General features: G+C 60.4%; 19 protein-coding genes. 9 read left to right on the top strand and 10 right to left on the bottom strand.

What is annotated here, in order from left to right; all coding sequences use genetic code 11:
- Positions 1-53: 53 nt before the first annotated feature.
- From sufD to DP106_RS12940, 4 genes are all read left to right on the top strand, one after another.
- Entirely contained in the window at positions 54-1,262 is a 1,209-nt protein-coding gene (sufD, locus tag DP106_RS12925; RefSeq protein WP_120085936.1) for a Fe-S cluster assembly protein SufD, read from the top strand.
- A 162-nt stretch (positions 1,263-1,424) separates the two neighbouring features.
- The gene (locus tag DP106_RS12930; RefSeq protein WP_120085938.1) at positions 1,425-1,910 is read left to right on the top strand and encodes a ferritin-like domain-containing protein; all 486 of its coding nucleotides are present in this window, start codon (positions 1,425-1,427) and stop codon (positions 1,908-1,910) included.
- Between the two features lie 49 nt (positions 1,911-1,959).
- A complete protein-coding gene (locus DP106_RS12935; RefSeq protein ID WP_120085940.1) occupies positions 1,960-2,400 on the top strand; it encodes a metal-dependent transcriptional regulator in 441 nt (146 codons plus the stop codon).
- Between the two features lie 69 nt (positions 2,401-2,469).
- Positions 2,470-2,913, top strand: coding sequence for an acyl-CoA thioesterase (locus tag DP106_RS12940; RefSeq protein WP_120085942.1), 444 nt, complete (start codon positions 2,470-2,472; stop codon positions 2,911-2,913).
- Here DP106_RS12940 and DP106_RS15550 read toward each other — a convergent pair.
- On the bottom strand, positions 2,910-3,092 hold the full coding sequence (locus DP106_RS15550; protein ID WP_133305147.1) for a hypothetical protein: 183 nt from the start codon (positions 3,090-3,092) through the stop codon (positions 2,910-2,912). The two genes, DP106_RS12940 and DP106_RS15550, sit on opposite strands and share 4 nt — an antisense overlap.
- Positions 3,093-3,274: 182 nt before the next feature.
- Here DP106_RS15550 and DP106_RS12945 point away from each other — a divergent pair, with 182 nt between their 5' ends.
- Both DP106_RS12945 and DP106_RS12950 read left to right on the top strand, forming a co-directional pair.
- The gene (locus DP106_RS12945) at positions 3,275-3,520 is read left to right on the top strand and encodes a glutaredoxin family protein (RefSeq protein WP_120085943.1); all 246 of its coding nucleotides are present in this window, start codon (positions 3,275-3,277) and stop codon (positions 3,518-3,520) included.
- 200 nt (positions 3,521-3,720) lie between these two features.
- Entirely contained in the window at positions 3,721-5,232 is a 1,512-nt protein-coding gene (locus DP106_RS12950) for an MATE family efflux transporter (RefSeq protein ID WP_120085997.1), read from the top strand.
- A 38-nt stretch (positions 5,233-5,270) separates the two neighbouring features.
- Here the strand turns inward: DP106_RS12950 and phoU (DP106_RS12955) are convergent, their stop codons facing one another.
- From phoU (DP106_RS12955) to DP106_RS12980, 6 genes are all read right to left on the bottom strand, one after another.
- The gene (gene phoU, locus DP106_RS12955) at positions 5,271-5,942 is read right to left on the bottom strand and encodes a phosphate signaling complex protein PhoU (protein WP_120085945.1); all 672 of its coding nucleotides are present in this window, start codon (positions 5,940-5,942) and stop codon (positions 5,271-5,273) included.
- A gap of 44 nt (positions 5,943-5,986) precedes the next feature.
- Complete coding sequence (gene phoU, locus DP106_RS12960) at positions 5,987-6,667, bottom strand: phosphate signaling complex protein PhoU (RefSeq protein WP_120085946.1); 681 nt, start codon at positions 6,665-6,667, stop codon at positions 5,987-5,989.
- Between the two features lie 6 nt (positions 6,668-6,673).
- On the bottom strand, positions 6,674-7,576 hold the full coding sequence (pstB, locus tag DP106_RS12965; RefSeq protein ID WP_120085948.1) for a phosphate ABC transporter ATP-binding protein PstB: 903 nt from the start codon (positions 7,574-7,576) through the stop codon (positions 6,674-6,676).
- Positions 7,569-10,220, bottom strand: a complete 2,652-nt coding sequence (gene pstA / locus DP106_RS16580) for a phosphate ABC transporter permease PstA (protein WP_120085950.1) — start codon at positions 10,218-10,220, stop codon at positions 7,569-7,571. The genes pstB and pstA overlap by 8 nt, the downstream gene beginning before the upstream one ends.
- Positions 10,217-11,338 (bottom strand): phosphate ABC transporter permease subunit PstC, encoded by a 1,122-nt coding sequence (pstC, locus tag DP106_RS12975; RefSeq protein ID WP_120085951.1) that lies wholly within the window; start codon positions 11,336-11,338, stop codon positions 10,217-10,219. Before pstC ends, pstA begins: the two co-directional genes overlap by 4 nt.
- A gap of 84 nt (positions 11,339-11,422) precedes the next feature.
- Positions 11,423-12,553: a PstS family phosphate ABC transporter substrate-binding protein gene (locus DP106_RS12980; RefSeq protein WP_120085953.1), complete on the bottom strand. Its 1,131-nt coding sequence runs from the start codon at positions 12,551-12,553 to the stop codon at positions 11,423-11,425.
- 427 nt (positions 12,554-12,980) lie between these two features.
- Here DP106_RS12980 and DP106_RS12985 point away from each other — a divergent pair, with 427 nt between their 5' ends.
- Together DP106_RS12985 and DP106_RS12990 are read left to right on the top strand one after the other, a co-directional pair.
- Positions 12,981-13,979 (top strand): phosphate signaling complex PhoU family protein, encoded by a 999-nt coding sequence (locus DP106_RS12985; RefSeq protein ID WP_120085955.1) that lies wholly within the window; start codon positions 12,981-12,983, stop codon positions 13,977-13,979.
- 61 nt (positions 13,980-14,040) lie between these two features.
- Positions 14,041-14,475, top strand: a complete 435-nt coding sequence (locus tag DP106_RS12990) for a low molecular weight phosphatase family protein (RefSeq protein WP_120085957.1) — start codon at positions 14,041-14,043, stop codon at positions 14,473-14,475.
- 6 nt (positions 14,476-14,481) lie between these two features.
- Here the strand turns inward: DP106_RS12990 and DP106_RS12995 are convergent, their stop codons facing one another.
- The 3 genes from DP106_RS12995 to ppk1 form a co-directional block, all read right to left on the bottom strand.
- The gene (locus tag DP106_RS12995; RefSeq protein WP_120085959.1) at positions 14,482-15,552 is read right to left on the bottom strand and encodes a PAS domain-containing sensor histidine kinase; all 1,071 of its coding nucleotides are present in this window, start codon (positions 15,550-15,552) and stop codon (positions 14,482-14,484) included.
- A 187-nt stretch (positions 15,553-15,739) separates the two neighbouring features.
- Positions 15,740-16,000, bottom strand: coding sequence for a hypothetical protein (locus DP106_RS13000; protein WP_120085961.1), 261 nt, complete (start codon positions 15,998-16,000; stop codon positions 15,740-15,742).
- Between the two features lie 63 nt (positions 16,001-16,063).
- A complete protein-coding gene (gene ppk1, locus DP106_RS13005; protein ID WP_120085963.1) occupies positions 16,064-18,631 on the bottom strand; it encodes a polyphosphate kinase 1 in 2,568 nt (855 codons plus the stop codon).
- Positions 18,632-18,972: 341 nt separating this feature from the next.
- Between ppk1 and DP106_RS13010 the strand changes: the two genes are divergently transcribed.
- Positions 18,973-19,665: a metallophosphoesterase family protein gene (locus tag DP106_RS13010; RefSeq protein WP_120085965.1), complete on the top strand. Its 693-nt coding sequence runs from the start codon at positions 18,973-18,975 to the stop codon at positions 19,663-19,665.
- Positions 19,666-19,681 lie beyond the last annotated feature (16 nt).

Raw genomic sequence — 19,681 nt, forward strand, 5'->3', positions numbered from 1 at the left:
TATGCGGTCGAACTGAACCGCCTCGTTGAGCTTGAGATGGAGGGCTCGCTCGGATGAGTGTTCAGGTTCCAACGACACTCTCCGAGGAGACGGTCGAAGAGATCTCCGCGGCACGCGACGAGCCAGACTGGCTCCTCGAACAGCGACTCGCCGCGCTTGCGGCACTCGACGAGCTTGACCTCCCGGATGTCATCCAGACACCCGGCCGTCGCTGGACTGATCTCGAATCACTGGACTTCGAGTCGCTTGTTGATCCCGACAACCAGTCGGATGCAACCGAGCGGAGCGACGTTGATGGCGCGACTGTCCTCTCGTTTGCGGATGCCCTTGCGGAACACGAGGAACTCGTCAAGGAGCACTTCGGATCAACCGTCGACCCCGAACGGAACTATCTCACCGCGCTGTCGGCCGCGCTGTTCACGACCGGTACTGTCGTCTACGTACCGGAGGGTGTCGACGCTGCAGACGTGACGATCCGCGCGGAGATGAACTCCCGATCGCTGTTCAGCCACACCTTAGTCATCACCGAGCAGTCGGCGTCGGCGACCATCCTCGAATCGATTGAGTCTGGTGATGAGACCGACGGCGACCGCTACTTCAGCAACACCGTCGAGGTCGTTGCCGGCGAGAACAGCTACGTGCAGTACGGCTCACTCCAGAACCTCGACGAGGGTACCTACCACGTAACCCGTAAACACGCCGAGACTGACACCTACGCCACCGCCGACTGGATCGAGGGCAACATCGGCTCACGACTCACCCGGTCGGATGTCGAAACTACCCTCGCTGGCGAGGCCTCCGAGAGCAAGATCGTTGGTGCGTTCTTCGGCCACGAGGATCAGCACCTCGATGTCAACGCTCGTGTCTGGCACGAAAACGAGAACACGACCGCCGACCTCGTCACCCGTGGCGTCCTCGACGACGTTGCGCGCTCGGTGTACGAGGGTGTACAGGATGTCGGCGACAGCGCGTGGAACACAAACTCCTATCAGCGGGAGAACACGCTCATGCTGTCCGACGAGTCCGAGGCTGACGCCTCGCCGAAGCTGATCATCAACAACCACGACACCGAGGCCAGCCACTCGGCAACCGTGGGACAGGTCGATGCGGAGGACATGCTGTATATGACCTCTCGGTCGATCGATCCGAACACGGCCCGCAACATGCTTGTTGAGGGCTTTTTCGTGCCGGTGTTCGAGGAGATCGATGTCGAGGAGTTCCGCGATGACCTCTCAGAGCTGATCATCGAACGGCTCGACTAACCATCACACCCAAGATTGCTGACCGCGCATCGACAGCGCGGTTTTGGGTAGCGTCATAACGCCCGTTTTGCGTGGCTGTTGGCGCTGAAAAAGGGAAAACGGTAAGTTTGCCCACTGGCCAGTAGTAGGTATGCGATTATCGGCTGTACGGGGCGACAATCAATGAGCTTACGACAGCGTGTCGATTCCGATCAGCAACTCGCACGACTGCTGCAGATCGGCATCGTGCTTGAGGAAGTGACCGAATCCCGTGCCAACAATCACCGTGAGTCGTTACCGGAGCCAGATGCGGCGTTGGAGTCGTTGCTGGCCGAGGCCGCCGAGCGATCCGCGGCCCGCCGTGACAGACTTACCACGCTTATCTCCGGCCTTGCAGCCGACAGCATCCCCTTCGATGAGATCAACGCGCTTGTCGATGCCAGCTATGGGCAGACAAAACCGGATGACTTCGATGGGGTGCTTTACGACCAACTCTGCAACGAAGAAACCGGCTACAAGTTCTACGAGGATATGATCGACGCGATCGAAGCCAGCGAGACCACATTCACCGTCGACAAAGCGCATTTGCTGTCGGTGCTTCGAGAGCTTCGAGATGCCGAACGCGACGCCGTCGAAACAATCACTACGGTTATGGAGCAACGCGAATGAGTCCCAAACAACTAGTTGTGACCGCCCCCACCGAACCGGAGCCCAACCGATGAATACGGCTGACCAATACCTCAAGGCGATCTACCTCATCCAACAGGAGGACAACAGCCCCGCCGCTACGGGTCGAGTCGCCGAGATGCTTGATGTCAGCCCCGCCAGTGCAAACGAGATGATCGGCAAACTCGAAGCGCGTGGCCTTGCCGAACACGAGAAGTACAAAGGCGTCTCCCTGACCGACGATGGGATCGTCCAAGCGCGTGACGCGCTGCAGACCTACTGCATCATCGAGCGGTTCCTGATCAACGTGCTTGATGTCGAGGATTTCCGTGAAGAGGCCCGCGAACTTGAACCGGTCATCGACGGCACCGTCGCCGAGCGACTGGACACGATTATCGACCGTCGATCCGAGTGTCCCGACTGCTTCGATCCGGAACGTGACGCCTGCGGCTGTCTTGACGTTGAACCGCTCGAAGAGGCTGCAGCCGACTGACACGCCTGTGTTGATTGCGGTATTTTGTTGTGAGCCACTGTTTTCCGTCCTGGCGCACTCGCTGTGAGTATGCCAACGATCGAAGAGACCTACATCGAGAACCGCCACCGAATCCAACCCAACCACACCAACAACTACGAGACCGCCCACGGTGGCAACGTCATGAAGTGGATGGATCAGACCGGCGCGCTGTCGGCGATGCGGTTTGCCGGTGAACCCTGTGTGACCGCCAGCATCAATCGGATGAACTTTGAGCGGCCGATCCCGCAGGGTGATACCGCCGTCATCGAGGCCTACGTGTTCGAGCATGGGAAGACGAGCGTGAAGGTTCGACTGCGGGCCTATCGGGAACAACCCCGTACCGGCGAGCGCGAACTGACGACCGCGAGCGTCTTTGTTTTTGTTGCAATCGATGAAAACGGGACACCGGCACCGGTGCCGGAGCTTCGGATCGAATCTGATCGTGATAAGGAGTTACAGGCGGCTGCCCACGAGTGGGCCAACAACAACTAATCCATGCGATCTCTGACGGTGACGGTCTCTCGGCAGTGCGGACACTCATAGACTTCACAGCTGGCTTTCTCGTGGATGACCCAGGAACCGGTTGTTGGGGCGTGATACTCACAACCCTGACAGAACAGGACAGTCTTCCGTAACACCGCTGACTGCTCCGTGGAGGGTGTTTGTTTCATACTCAACTAGACGCGTTCCACGTCTATAACCCTGTTTGCGATGATTGTTCAGGCGGTATTACAGGCTGAAACGCCTCCGGCGGCCGTCGTGATCGGCGGGTGGTCACCCCCTCGCTGCCGGTGATGCGACGACGCTACACAGCCGAGGTAGGTATAATATTTGAGCAGTCAAATACAGAGTGATGACAGAGTTCACCCTCTACGATCGACCAGACTGTCCGTACTCGAAACGTGTTCGTCGTGTGCTTGACGTGTTGTCCGTCGACTACGAGGAGATCATCGTTCCGGATGAGAAAGACGAGCGTGATGAGCTTGCATCCGTCACCGGACAACGCGGTATTCCCGCCCTTGTCGACGACGAGCTACCGGACGGCTACATCGCTGACAGCGGCGAGATCTCGGCGTATCTCAAAGACCACTACAACTGATCCTCTCGTCGCCACGAGAACTGGCCACCAACCGAGCGGAACCGGTAACCGTCCACCGTTCTAAATATCGGTATGTCGTGTTCGTTGCGAGAGCCTCCCACCGATAGCCATGTGTGGCCACGCTGCTCGGCCCCGCCGGGAGCATCGCTTCTGTCGCCGCCGGCCAGCGTCGGCGTTGGGCCGACGCAGACGGGGGCCCGATGAGTCAGTCGGGACGCGATCGGGCCGTCAATGTCACCGATGGCGCGCTGCTGAAGCCGTTGGTCATCCTTTCGGTGCCGATCGTGCTCACGAACCTCCTGCAGGTCGGCTACAATCTCGCGGATACCTTCTGGGTTGGCCGCCTCGGTCAGCCGGCGGTGTCGGCGCTGTCGTTCTCGTGGGCGATTGTCTTTCTCGTGATCAGCCTCTCGCTTGGTTTTTCGGTCGCGGGGACGGTGTTGGTCGCCCAAAACAAGGGTGCGGGTAACACCGATCGTGTTGGCCATGTCGCCGGCCAGACGATCTCGCTTGTTGTCGCCGTCTCGGTTCTCTTCTCGGTAGTTGGGTACGTTTTCGCACCCACGCTTCTGGGATTGGTCGGGGCGGTGGCGGGGACAACCGAGTACGTGATGGCCGTCGACTACACCCGGACGATGTTTCTCGGCATCCCGTTTGTCTTCAGCTTCTTCGTCTTCCAATCGCTGCTGCAGGGGTGGGGCGATACCCGCACACCGCTGTATCTGATGGCTCTCGGCGTCGGGCTCAACGTCATCGCCGACCCGTTTTTCATCCTCGGCTTTCAGGACAACGTTCTGTTTTCGTGGGTTGGGCTTGAATCGCTGGAGGCGACACTGTTTGAGCTGACCGGCTTCACCGGTTTTGGCGTCCAAGGGGCGGCTATCGCCACGATCCTCACCCGCGGGATCGGCGCGGCTATCGGGATCTGGCTGTTGCTCTCTGGGCGGGTCGGCATCGAACTCGTCCGTACTGACTTCCTCCCGGAGCGTGAGACGATCAGGAAGCTGTTTCGGATCGGCGTTCCGGCCAGCCTTGAGGTCAGCACGAAGGCTCTCAGCGTAACGATTCTCACCGCGTTGGTGGCGATCACAAGCGTCGAGGCTGTCGCCGCCTACGGCATTGGGACACGGGTCACCTCGATGGTTGTCCTGCCTGCCCTCGGCTTAGCCCGCGGCGTCGAAACGGTCGTCGGCCAGAACCTTGGGGCGAATCAGCGTGATCGCGCGGTCGAGGGGGTTCGGGCCGCTCTTGGCCTCGTTGTCGCCGCCTTTGCGGTTCTGAGTGTGGTGGTCTACGTCTTCGCTGGTGCTGTCATCGATATCTTTGTGACCGGCACCGGCTCGGTAGCGGTGATCGCTGTCGGGGCTGAGTATCTTCGGGTTGTCGGTGCCACCTACGTTTTTCTCGGCGGTTTCTACGTTATTCAGGGTGGTTTCCGTGGCAGCGGTCGCACCCGGCTGGCACTCCTGTTTGCGTTTCTCGGCTACATCGTGCTCCGGTCGCTGATCGCCTACGTCTTGGCGGTGCCGCTTGACTGGGGGGCGAGCGGGATCTGGTACGGCGAGGCTGGCTCAAATGTTCTTATGGCGGCGGCGGTTGGCGCGTACTTCCTGCGTGGCACCTGGACAAGTCGAGTTGTTGACGACGATGGGGCGGATGCGTCCGCGACAGCGTCGATGTCGCCGTCAGAATCGGTTTCTGACACCGACTGAAACTGTGGTCGTCGGGTAATAGAAGATTGCGATGGCGATCAGTAGATCAACTCATCGTTGTTGTCGATCATATACAGCGCGCGGGCGGCGATGTTAACCGTGTGATCGCCGACGCGCTCGAGATCTCGGATCGTCAACAGGAGCCGCGAGACATCCTCCATAAACGTCTCAATCTCCTCGTCGGCCATCTCCTCGCCTTCGATCAGCTCGCGGACGACGGTGTCGCTGGCGATCTCACACTCCGTGTCGAGTTCGTCGTCACGGTCGTTGACCGCATAACAGAGCTCCCGATCATCGTCGGCGTAGGCGGCCATTGAGTCCGCCAACATCTCTAAGGTCATTTCGCCGAGGCCCTGAATGTCGACACTCGGGAAGACATCGTTATCGGCGGCTTCAGCGTACTCCCCAAGGTTGGTCGCGAGGTCGGCGATGCGCTCGAGGTCGGTGATAATCTTAAACGAGGCGGCAATAAACCGAAGATCGCCAGCGACGGGCTGTTGGAGGGCGATCAGATCCGTACACTGCTGTTCGAGATCTAGGTACAGTTGGTTGATCTCGTCGTCGCCCTCGATCACGGTTCTGGCGAGCGCTTCGTCGTTTGTTTCCAGTGCGGTCAGCCCCATCTCCAGTCGCTCAGCGACGGTTTCGCTCATCGCGACCACATCCTCACGAAGTTCCGCGAGTTGTGATTGATACTCGTTGCGTGGCATACCAGCAAGGGTGGGTGCTGACGGGAAAGGATTTTCTCTCGGTTTCAGTACAGCAGCTCGTCGTTGCTGTCGATCATATACAGCGTCCTGGCGGCGATGTTGACCGCGTGGTCGCCGACGCGCTCGATATCGCGGACGGTGAGCAGTGCCCGTGTTGTCCTATCGACCGTGGCCGCCAGCTCTCGCTCGTCGTGGCTGTCAGCCGTCCGTTCGGCGATAAGCTCTCGAATGAGTCGTTTGTTCGCTGTCTCACAGTCCGCATCTAACCCGGTGTCGGTTTCGGCGACCGCCCGACAGGCGTCGCTGGTCTCGGTTTCGTATGCGTTGACGGCGTTTGCGACCATCTCCGCGGCGGTCATCCCAAGCGTTCGGATATCGATCGCGTTGTGAAGTTCGGTGGTACCATACTCCGTTCGGCCAGCGAGATTCACCGCGAGGTCGGCGATGCGTTCGAGGTCAGTGAGGATCTTGAATGAGGCGGTCACCAATCGGAGCTCGCTGGCAACGGGTTGTCGACGGGCGATCAGCGTTGTGCACTCCTGTTCAAGTGCAAGATACCGACTGTTGATCTCGTCGTCCTGTCGGATAATCTGGTCGGCTCGCCGGGTGTCGCCGGCTGTCATCGCGTCAACGGCGTCCTCGTATCGCTCCAGTACGGTTTCGGCCAGCAGGACAACGTCGGTGCGAAGGGTGGTGAGCCGTTCGTCGTACTGGTTCCGCGACATCGCGGGTTATCCAAACTTGCCGGTGATGTAGTCCTCGACGCGTTGGCTCTCTGGGTTTTCGAAGATCTTCTCGGTGTCGTCGTACTCGATGAGCTCCCCGCCGGTGAGGAAGACCGCGGTCTGATCGGAGATGCGGGCGGCCTGCTGCATGTTGTGGGTGACGATGACGACGGTGTACTCCTTGGCGAGTTCCTCGACGAGATCCTCGATCTTCGAGGTGGCGATCGGGTCAAGCGCGGAAGCCGGCTCGTCCATCAGGATCACGTCGGGGTCGACTGCCAGACAGCGGGCGATACAGAGCCGCTGTTGTTGCCCACCCGAGAGCCCGAGAGCGTTGTCATCGAGGCGGTCGTTGACCTCATCCCACAGGGCAGCCTGTTTGAGCGCGCGCTCGACAAGCTCGGCTTCGGCCTCGGTGTCGTCGCGGCCGAACAGCCGGGCGAGCAGCCCCTTCTCGATCTCCCCGTGTTTTCGTGGCCCATAGGAGATGTTCTCACGAATCGACTTCGGGAACGGGTTTGGTGACTGAAACACCATCCCGATCCGCTTGCGCAACTCAACGAGGTTGGCGTCCGGATGGTAGATCTCGGTGCCGCCGACCTCGACGGAGCCCTCGACGCGGGCGGCCTTGATCCGGTCGTTCATCCGGTTCAGACAGCGGAGGAACGTTGATTTCCCACAGCCGGAGGGGCCGATCAACGCTGTCACCGACTCCTCGGGGATATCCATCGATACGTCCTTCAGCGCGTGATCATCGCCGTACCACACGTTGATATCCTCCACCGAGAGCTTTGTTTCACCAGCTGCGCGGTACTCTGTCCACGCATCACGGGCTTGCTCGTCGCTTTCGCCCGCTGTCGTTGTTGTTGCTGTGCTCCCAGTGTCCGGCGTTATGTCTGTTTCACTCATAGTTTAGCTTTCTCCTGAAGTACGTTCGTGCGGTAATACCGATGGCATAGAACGTCAGGACGACCGAAAGGAGGATCGCCGCCGAGGCCCAGCCCATCTGTGGTGAGCCTGACACCCCAGCGGCGATCACGGCCCACACCTGCGTCGGCAGCGAGGCCGAGGCGGCGAGCAACTGATCGTTGATAATAAACGGGGGTTCGGCCACAAACTGGAATCCTTGCAGCACGTTCACCGATTCGGTAGCGTTCAGCGTCGAGCCCAACACGAGGATCAGCGGCGCGGTTTCGCCGGCGATCCGGCCGATCCCGAGGATCCCGCCGGTGATCACCCCTGGCATCGCTGCTGGCAGAACGACGCTTTTGATTGTTTCCCATTGGGAGACACCGAGGGCCGCACTCGCATCACGATACTCGTCGGGTACAGCCTTGATTGATTCTCGGCTAGTGATCAACACCAACGGCAACAACATAAATCCTAACACCAACATCCCGGCCAGCAGCGACTCATTCCCGCCGAGACGGGGGATGATGAACGCGGCTCCAAACAGCCCGAAGACAATACTCGGCGTGCTCCACAGCGCGTTCGTGGCGATCTCGACAACCGCGGTGAACCGACCCTGTTCGGCGTACTCCGTGAGGAACACCGCCGCGCCGATCCCCAGCGGGACGGCAAACAGCGTCGCGCCGATCACAAGCCAGACGGTGCCGACGACGGCCGGCATAATCCCACCGGGTTCCGCCCCAAGCGGGATATACGGCTGGAGGATCATCGGCCACGAGAGCGTCCCCTCGGTTGTCACCGACACGCCAAGCACCGTGAACCCGGAGCCGGTGGCGAGGACATGCAGACCAAGCAGGGCGATAAAGCCTGCCGCCCCGGTGAGCCCGAGGATCGTTTCCTCGCCGAGTAGCCGATCTTGGAGTGTTTCGGTTGTGGTACGCCGTGCGTACGCACTCACACCGGCTGCAAGCCCACACGCGAGGGTCGCGAACAGCGCGCCGACCGCGACGAGATCAACCCCGGCGATACCGGGTGTGTGCCCGGTGACTGGCTGGAGGAGGAGTGCCGCTGTCAACACGGCAAGCCCGCCGAAGACACCCAGCGTAAACAGTGGCGCGCTGGCCTGCGTTCGGTCGGCGATCGACCCGTTGGTGGTTGCGACGCCAGCAACAGGCAACGCGGCGAGGCCAACTGCGGCAAGCGTGCCGGCCGCGACAACGCCGACGCCGACGACCGATCCCAGCGGAACGCCAGCTGGCGTTGGCCCGACAAGGAGGACGCCCCCGATGAGTGCGGCCATCCCTGCGACAGCGACCGGAACGAGCTGTCGGACTGACTCGGCGCGGGGGAACGCAGCACCGACGTTGCGAAGCGACCCGTAGTTTCTGAACAGCGCGATCCACATGACCGACGCCACGACCGCGAGAATCACCGCACCGACCTCCGGGTTCGGGGTGATCGTGATCGCGGTCTCTCTCGGGATAAGATTCCGATTTTGGAGGATCTGGTAGTTGAAGCCGTATTCGATCGGATTGCCGGTGATGAGCACGGTGGTGATCACCGCCGCCACCGCTCCGAGGGTCGCAAGCGGGGCGATCTGGGTCACCAGCCGAACCGTCCGGTTCCACTCGCCGCCGCCGACCCGGCTGCGAGCAAACTCCGTAGCAAGCGCCAACAGCGGCACCAGCAGTACCAACAGGGTGAGCGCGCTCGTCGTTAAACCGCGTGTCGCGTAGGTGGCCCCGCGCGTTAGGACAAACAACACAATCGACACCATCGTTACGACCATCAGCAGGGCGTTGAGATTGATGATCAGAAACGCGCCGTACTCTCGGCCCGGCGCGCCAAACCCGGCTCGGCATTTGGCCGCTGCCCACGCGGAGATGAGTGCCCCAAATGCGGCAAACAGCGGGATGACCACGCCGCCGGTAAACCCGCCGTCGAGCGTTTCTGGGTTCCACTGCCAGCCGACCCCGATGGCCGCCGTTGCCACGACGACGCCGAGGGTGCCAACCACGAGCCCGACCGGGATCGTTGAGCCAAGATCCTCACGCGGGACGATGGTGAGCACCGCCAGCCCGACACCGACGACAATCGGAAACACCAGCCACGCGATCGAGTCAAAGCCGATTACCGTCCCGCCGAGGGCACCGCCGATCGCGGCCCCGATAACGGCGAAGGCCCCACCGGCGAGTAAGCCAGCACTGGCGTCGGGCTCGGTGTCGATAATATCCAGTCGTGAGCTGATGCCAGCCCCGCCGATAATGAGTGCTTGGCCGATGAGTACGAATCCAAGGAGGGTTGCCAACGTGACCGTTGTCAGATAGGCCACCGCTGTCAGGCCCCCGGTCGCGACGAGCAATCCGCCGGCGACGCCGCGGACGCGCTGTGAGGTGACTGAGACAACGTTTGCCCACGACGCGCCGGCTGTCAGACCGACGCCACCACTCACGGCCACAAAGAGTGTCAGAAAGTAGTTGCCGAGTGTCGCCCCGGCTGTGCCCAACGGGACGAGCTCGACGAGTGCCAGCAGGGTTGTCGCGAAGGCAACGATGCTGAGTGCGATCGCCCCGTCGACAAGGCGGTCGTAGCTGGTCGAGCCCTCGGTGACCAGTGCGGTGTCGTGTGCGTATGCCTCGCTCATGATTGCCCTTTGAGTTTCTGTTTCATCTGTCGTTCAATATACTGTGAGACGATGCTCATCCCGGCGACGATCACGAACAGCATCACGCCAGCGACGAACAAGACATCGAGTGTGCTCTCGGAGGCACTGCCGTAGTTGACCGCGATCAGACTCGTCAGCGTCGCGCTCGCATCGAAGACATCGAACAACGGGTCCGCAAAACCGACCCCGGCGGCCATGATCGCCGCGACCGCCATCGTCTCACCGATCGCCCGGCCCAAGCCAAGAATGACCGCCGCAGAGATGCCCGAAAACGCCGCGGGGATCGAGATGCTCTTCATCTTTTGCCATTCGGTCGCGCCCATCGCAACCGCCCCATCACCCATGGCATCCGGCACCGATGAAAGGGCATCCTCGCCGACCGAAACGATCGTCGGCAACGCCATAATCCCGACGACGATGCCGGCGATCAGGAAGCTCGCGCCGTCGTCGAGAAACGACCCCTGAATAAAGCTGTTGAGCACCGCAAACCCGATGAAGCCGTAGACGATCGAGGGGATCCCGGCCAACACCTCAACGCCGGGTTTGATGATCTCTCTGAGCCGATCGTCGGCAACCTCAGCGATAAACAGCGCGCCAAAGAGCCCAAGCGGGATGGCGACCGCGCCGGCGATGAACGTGACGATCACCGTCGCCCATATCGCGGGGATCAGCGAGTAGGCACCGCTGAGTGGGTTCCAGAACGTCTCAGCCGTCGGGAGCACGGCTTCGAGCCAGAAGAACCAGCGTGGTTCACCACTCTCAGCGGGGAGAAGTAGTAGGCCGCTTCCGTGCTCAGTGAACGCCGGCAGCGCGCTTACGAACAAGAAAACGGTGATAAGAAACACGGTGAGAACGGTCAGGACGGTCGCAAGCAGTGTCAGCAAGCGTGCGATCGCGCCTTGGTATGTGACCCACCCGATCGTGGTGATGATAACGAAGCCGGCTAACGCGGGGAGGGCAGCGGCTGGTGCAAACAGGAACGCACCGATCGTCGCCAGCAACATGCCTGCCGACGCACCAACCGCGAGCCGTGATCCTTCAGCTTCATCGGTTCCAAACAGTGTGTGTTGTACGTCAACCCAAACTTGGTGTAACATGCGGTTGGTAACGGAATAAACGGGTGTGGGGTGGTTTTTCCTTTTCGATTGTCTGAGGCGAATCGACGCTTCGAGGTGGGGGATTTATACCGGCGTCTGCTCCGGCAGCTTGTTGCGCTCTTCCTCACGCCGCGATTCGCTGAGTCGGAAGTAGTTGTTCGGCGCGACGAAGGTATCCTGCCCGAAGTCAGAGAGGATCATGTTGAGGACGGCAGCCTCTTTTTTCGAGGTGCCTTCCCATGTGTACATGTGGAGGTCGCGCGACAGTGGGTACTCGGTGGCATCCAGACCGTTTTCCGACGCCTGATACTCATAGGTCGTCCCTTGCCACTCTAAGGCGACCGGTGCAAGCCCGTCGGTGTCGATAAACGCCAACGCAAGGTAGCTGATCGCGTTGTCGGCTTCGGCGATCGCCGAGGCGAGGCGTTGGTTTTGGCCGTAGCGGTTGGCGACGGAGGTGTCCTCCTCGGGGTTGCCGAAGACGTTCGAGACGAAGGAGGTTCGGGTACCGGAGCCTTTCACGCGAGCGAGCACCTGTACCTCACGATCTGGAAGGTCGCTGTTGATCTCCTGCCAGTTGCTAATCTCGCCTTTGTAGAGATCCTTGAGCTGATCGCCGGTGATCTGTTCGAGCCCGGCGTCGGCGATCTCTTGGGAGACAACAAGCGGCTGGCCGTCGACACCGACAACGTGGTCGGCGAAGCTCTCGTATGAGTCTCGATCCGGGAGCTCGTCCTCAACGTTGCCTGAGGAGTTGCCGATGTCGTTTTTCCCGTCTCGAACCTTCTCGACACCGGTTCCGGAGTGTGAGAGGCCAACGGTAAACTGGAACGGGGAATCACCGTCGTCGCCCGCTTCGAACCCATAGAGGCCAGCCCAGTAGTCAGCGAGGTTTTTGTCGGTGTCAATGTCGTACTCGCCGTGTGGCCAGTATTCAGAATCGGATGCTGGCCGGTTGGCGTTCCAGTAGGAGGCGGCCGAGTTGGCGATCGGGTACACCGTCGAGGAGCCACCGGATTCGAGTGGACTCGTTGCCGCGCTTTCGCTGCCGCCATCGCCGCTTTCGGTGTCGCCACCGCTTTCATCGCCGCCGCTACTGTCGCTGCTTGTACTGCTGGAACAGCCGGCAACAGCAACTGTCCCGGCACCAGCGATCCCCGCGAGTGTTGCTCTCCGTGTGATTCGCCGTTTTTCTCCCGTCTGGTCAGATGCCATCACATATCCGTGGTGCAACCGACAATAAAAAGCGTGCTAATAGATCTATGCATTACTACTGTTTGGTATATAGTATATATACTTGTTCGCGTCCTACATATACGCACCCCCAATATCGGGTGTCAGCGGCAGGCTATCAACTAACTGTTGTTTATTTTACGTCAGTTTATCCCAAAATATAGCCGTTATATGCACTATTTTCATTACATACTGGAGATACCACTCGCGTGGCGCAGATATACTGGTTGCTTGATAGAAGTATATAATATATGTGTGTGGCTGTTTATCACTTGTATATATTACGTGTTGCAGAGACTATATCGGTGGTAACTGTGGTAGCAACGGTGATTTCCGGGGTACGTTGTGTGACAGAGATATAAATATATGAATGGATTTATTAGCCAGTTCTACACACCATGACATGAATATGGAGACGCGGAAAGTGCAGGTGACCGGCGGCTCGACATACACCGTCTCGATCCCAAAAACGTGGGCGAACGACAACGACGTGAGCGCGGGCAGCACCGTCGAGTTCTATCCCGAGGGTGACTCGCTGTTCATGACGCCGGTAGGTGGTGACGACCAAACAGAGGGAACATTGGACATCACTAATCTTGAAGACACCCAGTTGGTTCGGGCGGTGATGACGATGTACGTCAGCGGCTTCGACGTGATCGTTCTCGAAAGCGGTCGGATCACCAACGACCAACGTGGACTGATCCGCGAGGCAACCCAGAGCCTCGTCGGCCTTGAGGTGTTAGAGGAGACGAAAGACGAGATCGTTATCCGCGATCTGCTTGACTCCTCGGAGCTATCGATCCACAACGCCGTCACCCGGATGCGGCTGATCGCCGCCTCGATGCTGGAAGACGCGCTGCTCGCGCTCCGCGATCTTGATCGCGATCTCGCTCACGACGTGATCCAGCGCGACGACGACGTTGATCGCCTCTGGATGGTCGTCTCCCGCATCTTCCGGGCGACGCTCCGAACCCCCAAAGCCAGCGAGGAACTTGGCCTGCCGCGGGAGGTCTGTTTCGACTACCACTCAAGCGCCCGCCAACTCGAACGCATCGGCGACCACGCAACGAAGATCGCCCACCTCACCTTGGAGATCGACCAGGAGGTTCCCGAGGATGTCCTCGTTGCCATCGAGGGGCTCCACGAGGAGGTTGTCTCGGTGATCGACGGCGGCATGGACGCGTTGTTTACCGACGACAGCGAGGAGGCGACCCGGCTGGCCAACGACGTGCGCGAGCAGGTGCGTGAGATCGACCAGACGGCCCGCGGGATCGACGAGTTGCTGCGGGAGCTTGATCCTGCCCACGCCCAGCTGGTCGGGCTCATCGTTGATTCGGTCTCCCGAACCGCCGACTACGGCGGCAACATCGCCGAAACCGCCCTCCAGAAGGCCGCCCCGTCGCCGTAACTACTGATTGCTATATAGCTCACATACGAATCTTCATACCAGTTGGCTCCGATACGCTGGTATGTCTGAAACCGCCGCCGAGACATTGCAGTTCGGGTTTGTCTGTGTCCAAAACGCCGGCCGCAGTCAGATGTCAACCGCCTTCGCCGAGCGCGAAGTCGAGCGCCGTGGCCTCGATGACCGCATCGAGATCGTCACCGGTGGCACCCACCCGGCTGACCATGTCCACGAGGAGGTCGTCACCGTGATGGACGAAGTTGGAATCGATCTTTCCGATCGGACGCCGCAAGCGGTTTCGACCGAGACACTGAATGCGTGTGATGTTGTCGCCACAATGGGTTGTTCGACGCTCGAACTCGATGCCGACAGCGTCGAGGTGCGCGACTGGGCGCTTGACGACCCCGACGGGCAGGATCTCGATACTGTTCGGGAGATCCGCGACGACATCAAGAGGCGAGTAACCGCGCTGTTCGATGCGTTTGTCGGCGACGCGTAGCGACGATCAGTCGGCGTCGTCGGGCGGCGATTTTGGTGGGAGATAAAAGTACACCGAGTTGCCACTCTCGTTGGCTGGCTCAATCCGCAACTCGCCGCCAAGGGATTCCAGACACCATTTCATGACGAACAGCCCACAGCCGGAGCCATGGCGGGTTGGCGTCGTTTCCTGGTGGTCGTCCAGCGCGTCGAGCTCCATCGGCGGGATCGGTGGCCCTTCGTCGTCGATCCGGATCTCAACCCGGCCGGTGTTGGGTGACGCATCGATCTCGACGGTGACCGTTGGCGCCTCACAGCCGGCATGTGCGACGGCATTCTCTACGGCGTGACGAAGCGCGTGATCAAAGCTCTCGTTGATATCGACCCACAGCGGCGTTGTTTCGGTCACATCAATGTTTGCCGCGGGATAGGCCGCCTGAACCTCAGCGGTGACATCGCGTACTGCCGCTCCTACCGATCGTCGTGTTCTGGCGGCGGCATCGCTCGTAATCGTCGCCTCGATCTGTTTCATCGATTCGGTGACCCGAGAGAGGGTTCGGGCTGCGGTGCTGATCTTGTCGGCACAGGTCGCCGCCGGCGTTGTCGCCGCCGGATCGGTCAGTTCGTCGGCAAAGCCGGCGATCACGCTGATCTCGTTGCGGAGATTGTGCCGAAACACACGCTGCAGCAAACTGATCCGCCGGTCGTTGTGTTTGTGGTCGGTGATATCGCTCACCTCCGCAAGGACGTACTGCTGATCGTTCTGTGGATGTGCGGTGAGGGTCATCTCGACCCACCGAAGCTGTCCGGTCTTCCGTTTGATCCGCCATTCAAACGTCTGTGGTGAGCCGTTTGCGGCCGACCGGATCCGACGCACAACACCGTACCGGCTCTCACCGTATGTGTTAGCACTCAGCGCGTTGAGTTTCAGCTCTTGGAGTTCAGCCGTTGGATACCCATACAACTCCGTTGCCCGTTCGTTGGCGTCGACGATCCGGCCCGTGTTTGGGTCGTGTAATGCGACTGCACTCCGAAGATCGTTGAACGCTGACGGGAGCTGTGGCGTCGAGCTGTCAACCGGGGAACACCCCTTAGACATGGCAGTGTACTATACACGACGCTGGCGCATAAGCGTAAGTATGGGGCCTATTGAGGCCTCTATAGCCATGGTCGCCCAGGTGTGGCCGATACTCCGAATCAAGCGTCCAGAATGCTCTGCAGTATGTCACCAATAAGTGTGGGGCCGTCGTCGTATCAATGACAGCGCGGTTTGCGGCAATACACTCTCAGAGCGGCTCGGCCGGTGGCTCCGCTGCTCTGACAGCGACCGCCCGCCATGTGTTGCCGCGCCCAGGGGCCTGCCGAAGCGAGACGGCGGTTTCCTCGCCGACGGTCAATGCGGCGAGCTGCCGGGCGACACACCGGTTGGTGGCACCGACGACCTGGTAGGTTTTGCCACGCGAGGACTGCAGCGTCATCGCCCCGTATGCGTTGTACTCGGCGACAACCGTACACTGCTCGTGCCGCTCGGCGATCTGTGCGCTCATACACCAGTCATTGCTGGACGACTGTGTAAAACCGACTATGAGGGCTCTATAGGTCTCTCCGAACTATTGACCCGAGTTGGTGCCGTGGGCTGTCTGATCGGCGGCAGCCTGCCAACAGTACGCACAGATCGCATCCGGTGGGTCGCCATCGAACAGCGCCCGATCAATCTCGTGGTCGGCAGCAAACTCCGAAAACGGCACCCGCGTGTCGTGTTTTCGCCGATCCCCACGCGAACACAGCTTCGTGCCGGGCAATCCCGGCCGAACTGACCAGCGGGTGCTGGCGGCGTCGGTTGTCGGTCGCATATCGATGACGTGGCCGACGCGACCGGCCCCGTGTTCGATCATGAACCGCTCGGTGTCGGCGTCGGACTCGCCGTCTTGGGTTGCCGTCCGATAGGCCTGCTCCATCAGCAGCGACTGGGTATCCCGCACCGGTTCGCCCTCGTTCGGCGAGACCTGCTGGTAGCTGCCGTCGGCCTGCAGCAGCCATCGCCGCCGATTGTCCGACAACATCGTCTCAAGCATGAACCGGAGCTGCCCACGAAGCCGGTCGTCGGTCACCGGCGTGACCGCTTCGACCCGGTTGTCGAGGTTACGCGTCATCCAGTCGGCACTGCCGAGATACCATTCGGGGTCGCCACCGTTTTCGAAATAGAAGATCCGGGAGTGTTCAAGAAACCGTCCCACAACCGAGTGGACGGTGATCGTTTCGCTGATCCCGTCGATCCCCGGTCGCAGCCGGCAGATATCGCGAACAATCAGGTCGATGTCGACGCCGGCCATCCCGGCCCGATACAGCTCGGCGACGATATCCGGATCCTCCAACCCGTTGACCTTGGCGACGATCTGACCGCCCTCGCCGGCCTCGGCCAACGCCCGCTCCCGACGAATCAGCTCGGTGAACTCCGTCCGCATCGTCACCGGCGCGACCAGCAGCTTTTTGAACTCCTCATCGAGTGTCGGCCCGGTAAAGAAGTTAAACAGCTTCACAAGGTCGTGGCCGATCTCCGGGTCGGCGGTCATCATCCCGAGATCGACATACCCCTTGGCGGTCTCGGAGTTGTAGTTGCCGGTGCCGATGTGTGAGTAGGTGCGGACGCCGTCGGCTTCCTCGCGGACGACAAGGGCAGTTTTGGTGTGGGTTTTGAGCCCAAGGCTGCCGTAGGCGACGTGAATCCCCTCCTCTTCGAGACGGCGCACCCACTCTAAGTTGTTCTGCTCGTCGAATCTGGCTTTCAATTCAACCATGACCGCAACCTCCTTGCCGTTTTCGGCGGCTTCGATCAGGCTCTGGATCACCTTCGAGTCACTGGCGGTTCGATAGATCGCGACCTTGATCGCCAGCACATCCGGGTCGCTGGCGGCCGTCTCAAGAAAGCGCTGAACGGTGTCCTCGAAGGAGTGATATGGGTGATGGACGAGGATATCGTCGTCTTTGATCGCCGAAAAGATCGCTGTTGCGTTGTCGGCCGTATTCATCGGCTCGTCGGTGCCAAGCCGTGGGTGGGGCTGTGGCGACCACGTCGGCAGCTTGAGATCCGGTCGGTCGATGTCGACAAGGGTAAAGAAATCCTCGTAATCGATCGGCCCGCTTCGGTAGTAGATCGCCTCGCGGTCGATATCCAGCTGCTCGGCCAGCAGCTCGAGGCTTCGTGCCGGGATATCGTCGGTCACCTCAAGCCGGACGACGTTCGCGAACCGTCGTTTTTCGACAACGTCTTCGATCACCTCGATCAGATCCTCGGCGACCTCCTCGTTGCGGCCGACCTCGGCGTTGCGCGTCAGCCGGAACGTCGACACATCGATGATCTCGACGTTCGGCAACAGGAGATCAAGGTTGGCCTCCATCACGTCCTCCAACAGCACATACTCGTGGGTGTCGTCCGGACTGTCGAGTTCGATCAACCGCGGGTGATTTTCCGGCACCTTGATCCGGGTGAACTGCGGGTCGGCCTCGTCGTCGCGCCGGGTCAACACCGCAAGCGACAACGAGAGATTTGAGATGAACGGAAACGGATGGGCCGGATCGAACGTCAACGGCGTCAGCGTCGGCAACACTGTTTCACGGAACTCCTCGCGAAGCGATGCCTGTGTCTCCGCTGGCAAGCTCTCGTAGTCGCGAACCCGCACGCCCGCCTCGGCGAGTGCCGGTTCGATCTCGGTTTCCCACGCCCGCGTCTGGCGATCAAACAGCGGTCGGACAGTTTCAAGCACCTCGCTCCACTGCTCGGCTGGCGTTCGCCCGTCGACTGTTGGGTCGGTGACACCGGCCTCGATCTGCTGTTTCAGCCCGCCAACACGTTTCATAAAGAACTCGTCGATATTTTTCGTAACGTAGGCGAGAAATCGGAGTCGCTCCAGCGGCGGGTTCCGGTCGTCTTCGGCCTCATGTAGCACCCGCTCTTGGAAGGCGAGCTCCGAGAGCTCGCGGTTTAGATAGTACTCGTGTGCGGAGAGATCGACTTGTTCCTCCGGTGTGGGCAGCTCGTCGCCTGCTGGCACCGATGCCGTCGCTGCCTCCCCGCTTTGGCTCTCAGCGGCCGGTGTCGTCGGCTCGGCGGCCGGGGTGTCACCGTCCTGTGTCGATGACTCATCGGTCGGGGGCTCCGACCCGGACTCGTCGGTCATCGGTGCCGCCCATCGGCGCGCTGTCGGCGTGATTGTCGGCCTATCGCTGACACACATTGAATTTAGAGTTTGGCGTTTTAACCCTTTGGAAGGGCTAAAAACAACAGCTTGAGTATTTATCGACTATATATTTTAGCGCTCTATATAGGTTTGTGTGGGTCTGTTCATCTGGAACGCTGCACACGCTGTCCCGCCGCCGACCGGAGGGTTGCACCCGAAACGTGCGGGTTCAACAGCGGCTTGTGGCCCGCCGTCTCGGCTGGCCGCCGTCACGAGTACTATATAGGGCTGTAGAGGACTCTTACCAGTGCTTACATGTGTCTACGGCTTTCTGTTGGTATATGGCTCGCTCCGTGGCGTTCGATGTCCAACACAGACACGTCGATCCGGCTGCGTGGGACGATATCTACATTGTCGGCGACCCACACGGGTGCCGTGCGGCCGTCGAAACACTCTGCGATCGACTGTCGCTCACCGACTCGGATCTCCTCATCTTTGTTGGCGATCTGGTTCGCAAGGGCCCAGACACAAAGGGGGTCGTCGATCTCGTTCGATCGGCACCAAACATGCTGACGGTTCGCGGCAACAACGAGGAGAAACTCCTTCGCGGCGAGAAGACCGTCGATGCGCTCACCGAGGCTGACCTCGATTGGATCGCCGACCAACCGGCGGTCATCTCGCTGCCGGAGACGCTGATCACCCACGCCGGGGTTGACCCGCGCAAGCCACGAGCCGATCACACAGTCGACGACCTCCAGAACGTCCGATCGATGGTACCCGACGCCAGCTACCAGCCGCCGTTTTGGTTCGACCGATACGGTGGCCCCGAACGCGTTTTCTTCGGCCACACGGTGCTTTCGGCACCGATCGTCCGCGAGTACGCGGTCGGCCTTGATACCGGATGTGTGTACGGCAATGAGTTGACAGCCTACGATTGGCGGGCTGACGAACTCAGTACTGTCGCCGCCGATGAGACCCACGAAGCCCGACCAGCCGAGAAGTTCATCAGCCCCTCGGTTAATCCACCACAGTAACAACAGTACCTCTGGG

The organism is Halonotius pteroides (assembly GCF_003605635.1).
In the GTDB taxonomy this organism is placed as follows: Archaea; Halobacteriota; Halobacteria; order Halobacteriales; family Haloferacaceae; genus Halonotius; species Halonotius pteroides.

Excerpts from the sequence above, each read along its gene's own strand:
- sufD (WP_120085936.1), top strand. The coding sequence starts at position 54 with ATGAGTGTTCAGGTTCCAACGACACTCTCCGAGGAGACGGTCGAAGAG.
- DP106_RS12930 (WP_120085938.1), top strand. The coding sequence starts at position 1,425 with ATGAGCTTACGACAGCGTGTCGATTCCGATCAGCAACTCGCACGACTG.
- DP106_RS12935 (WP_120085940.1), top strand. The coding sequence starts at position 1,960 with ATGAATACGGCTGACCAATACCTCAAGGCGATCTACCTCATCCAACAG.
- DP106_RS12940 (WP_120085942.1), top strand. The coding sequence starts at position 2,470 with ATGCCAACGATCGAAGAGACCTACATCGAGAACCGCCACCGAATCCAA.
- DP106_RS15550 (WP_133305147.1), bottom strand. The coding sequence starts at position 3,092 with ATGAAACAAACACCCTCCACGGAGCAGTCAGCGGTGTTACGGAAGACT.
- DP106_RS12945 (WP_120085943.1), top strand. The coding sequence starts at position 3,275 with ATGACAGAGTTCACCCTCTACGATCGACCAGACTGTCCGTACTCGAAA.
- DP106_RS12950 (WP_120085997.1), top strand. The coding sequence starts at position 3,721 with ATGAGTCAGTCGGGACGCGATCGGGCCGTCAATGTCACCGATGGCGCG.
- phoU (WP_120085945.1), bottom strand. The coding sequence starts at position 5,942 with ATGCCACGCAACGAGTATCAATCACAACTCGCGGAACTTCGTGAGGAT.
- phoU (WP_120085946.1), bottom strand. The coding sequence starts at position 6,667 with ATGTCGCGGAACCAGTACGACGAACGGCTCACCACCCTTCGCACCGAC.
- pstB (WP_120085948.1), bottom strand. The coding sequence starts at position 7,576 with ATGAGTGAAACAGACATAACGCCGGACACTGGGAGCACAGCAACAACA.
- pstA (WP_120085950.1), bottom strand. The coding sequence starts at position 10,220 with ATGAGCGAGGCATACGCACACGACACCGCACTGGTCACCGAGGGCTCG.
- pstC (WP_120085951.1), bottom strand. The coding sequence starts at position 11,338 with ATGTTACACCAAGTTTGGGTTGACGTACAACACACACTGTTTGGAACC.
- DP106_RS12980 (WP_120085953.1), bottom strand. The coding sequence starts at position 12,553 with ATGGCATCTGACCAGACGGGAGAAAAACGGCGAATCACACGGAGAGCA.
- DP106_RS12985 (WP_120085955.1), top strand. The coding sequence starts at position 12,981 with ATGGAGACGCGGAAAGTGCAGGTGACCGGCGGCTCGACATACACCGTC.
- DP106_RS12990 (WP_120085957.1), top strand. The coding sequence starts at position 14,041 with ATGTCTGAAACCGCCGCCGAGACATTGCAGTTCGGGTTTGTCTGTGTC.
- DP106_RS12995 (WP_120085959.1), bottom strand. The coding sequence starts at position 15,552 with ATGTCTAAGGGGTGTTCCCCGGTTGACAGCTCGACGCCACAGCTCCCG.
- DP106_RS13000 (WP_120085961.1), bottom strand. The coding sequence starts at position 16,000 with ATGAGCGCACAGATCGCCGAGCGGCACGAGCAGTGTACGGTTGTCGCC.
- ppk1 (WP_120085963.1), bottom strand. The coding sequence starts at position 18,631 with ATGACCGACGAGTCCGGGTCGGAGCCCCCGACCGATGAGTCATCGACA.
- DP106_RS13010 (WP_120085965.1), top strand. The coding sequence starts at position 18,973 with ATGGCTCGCTCCGTGGCGTTCGATGTCCAACACAGACACGTCGATCCG.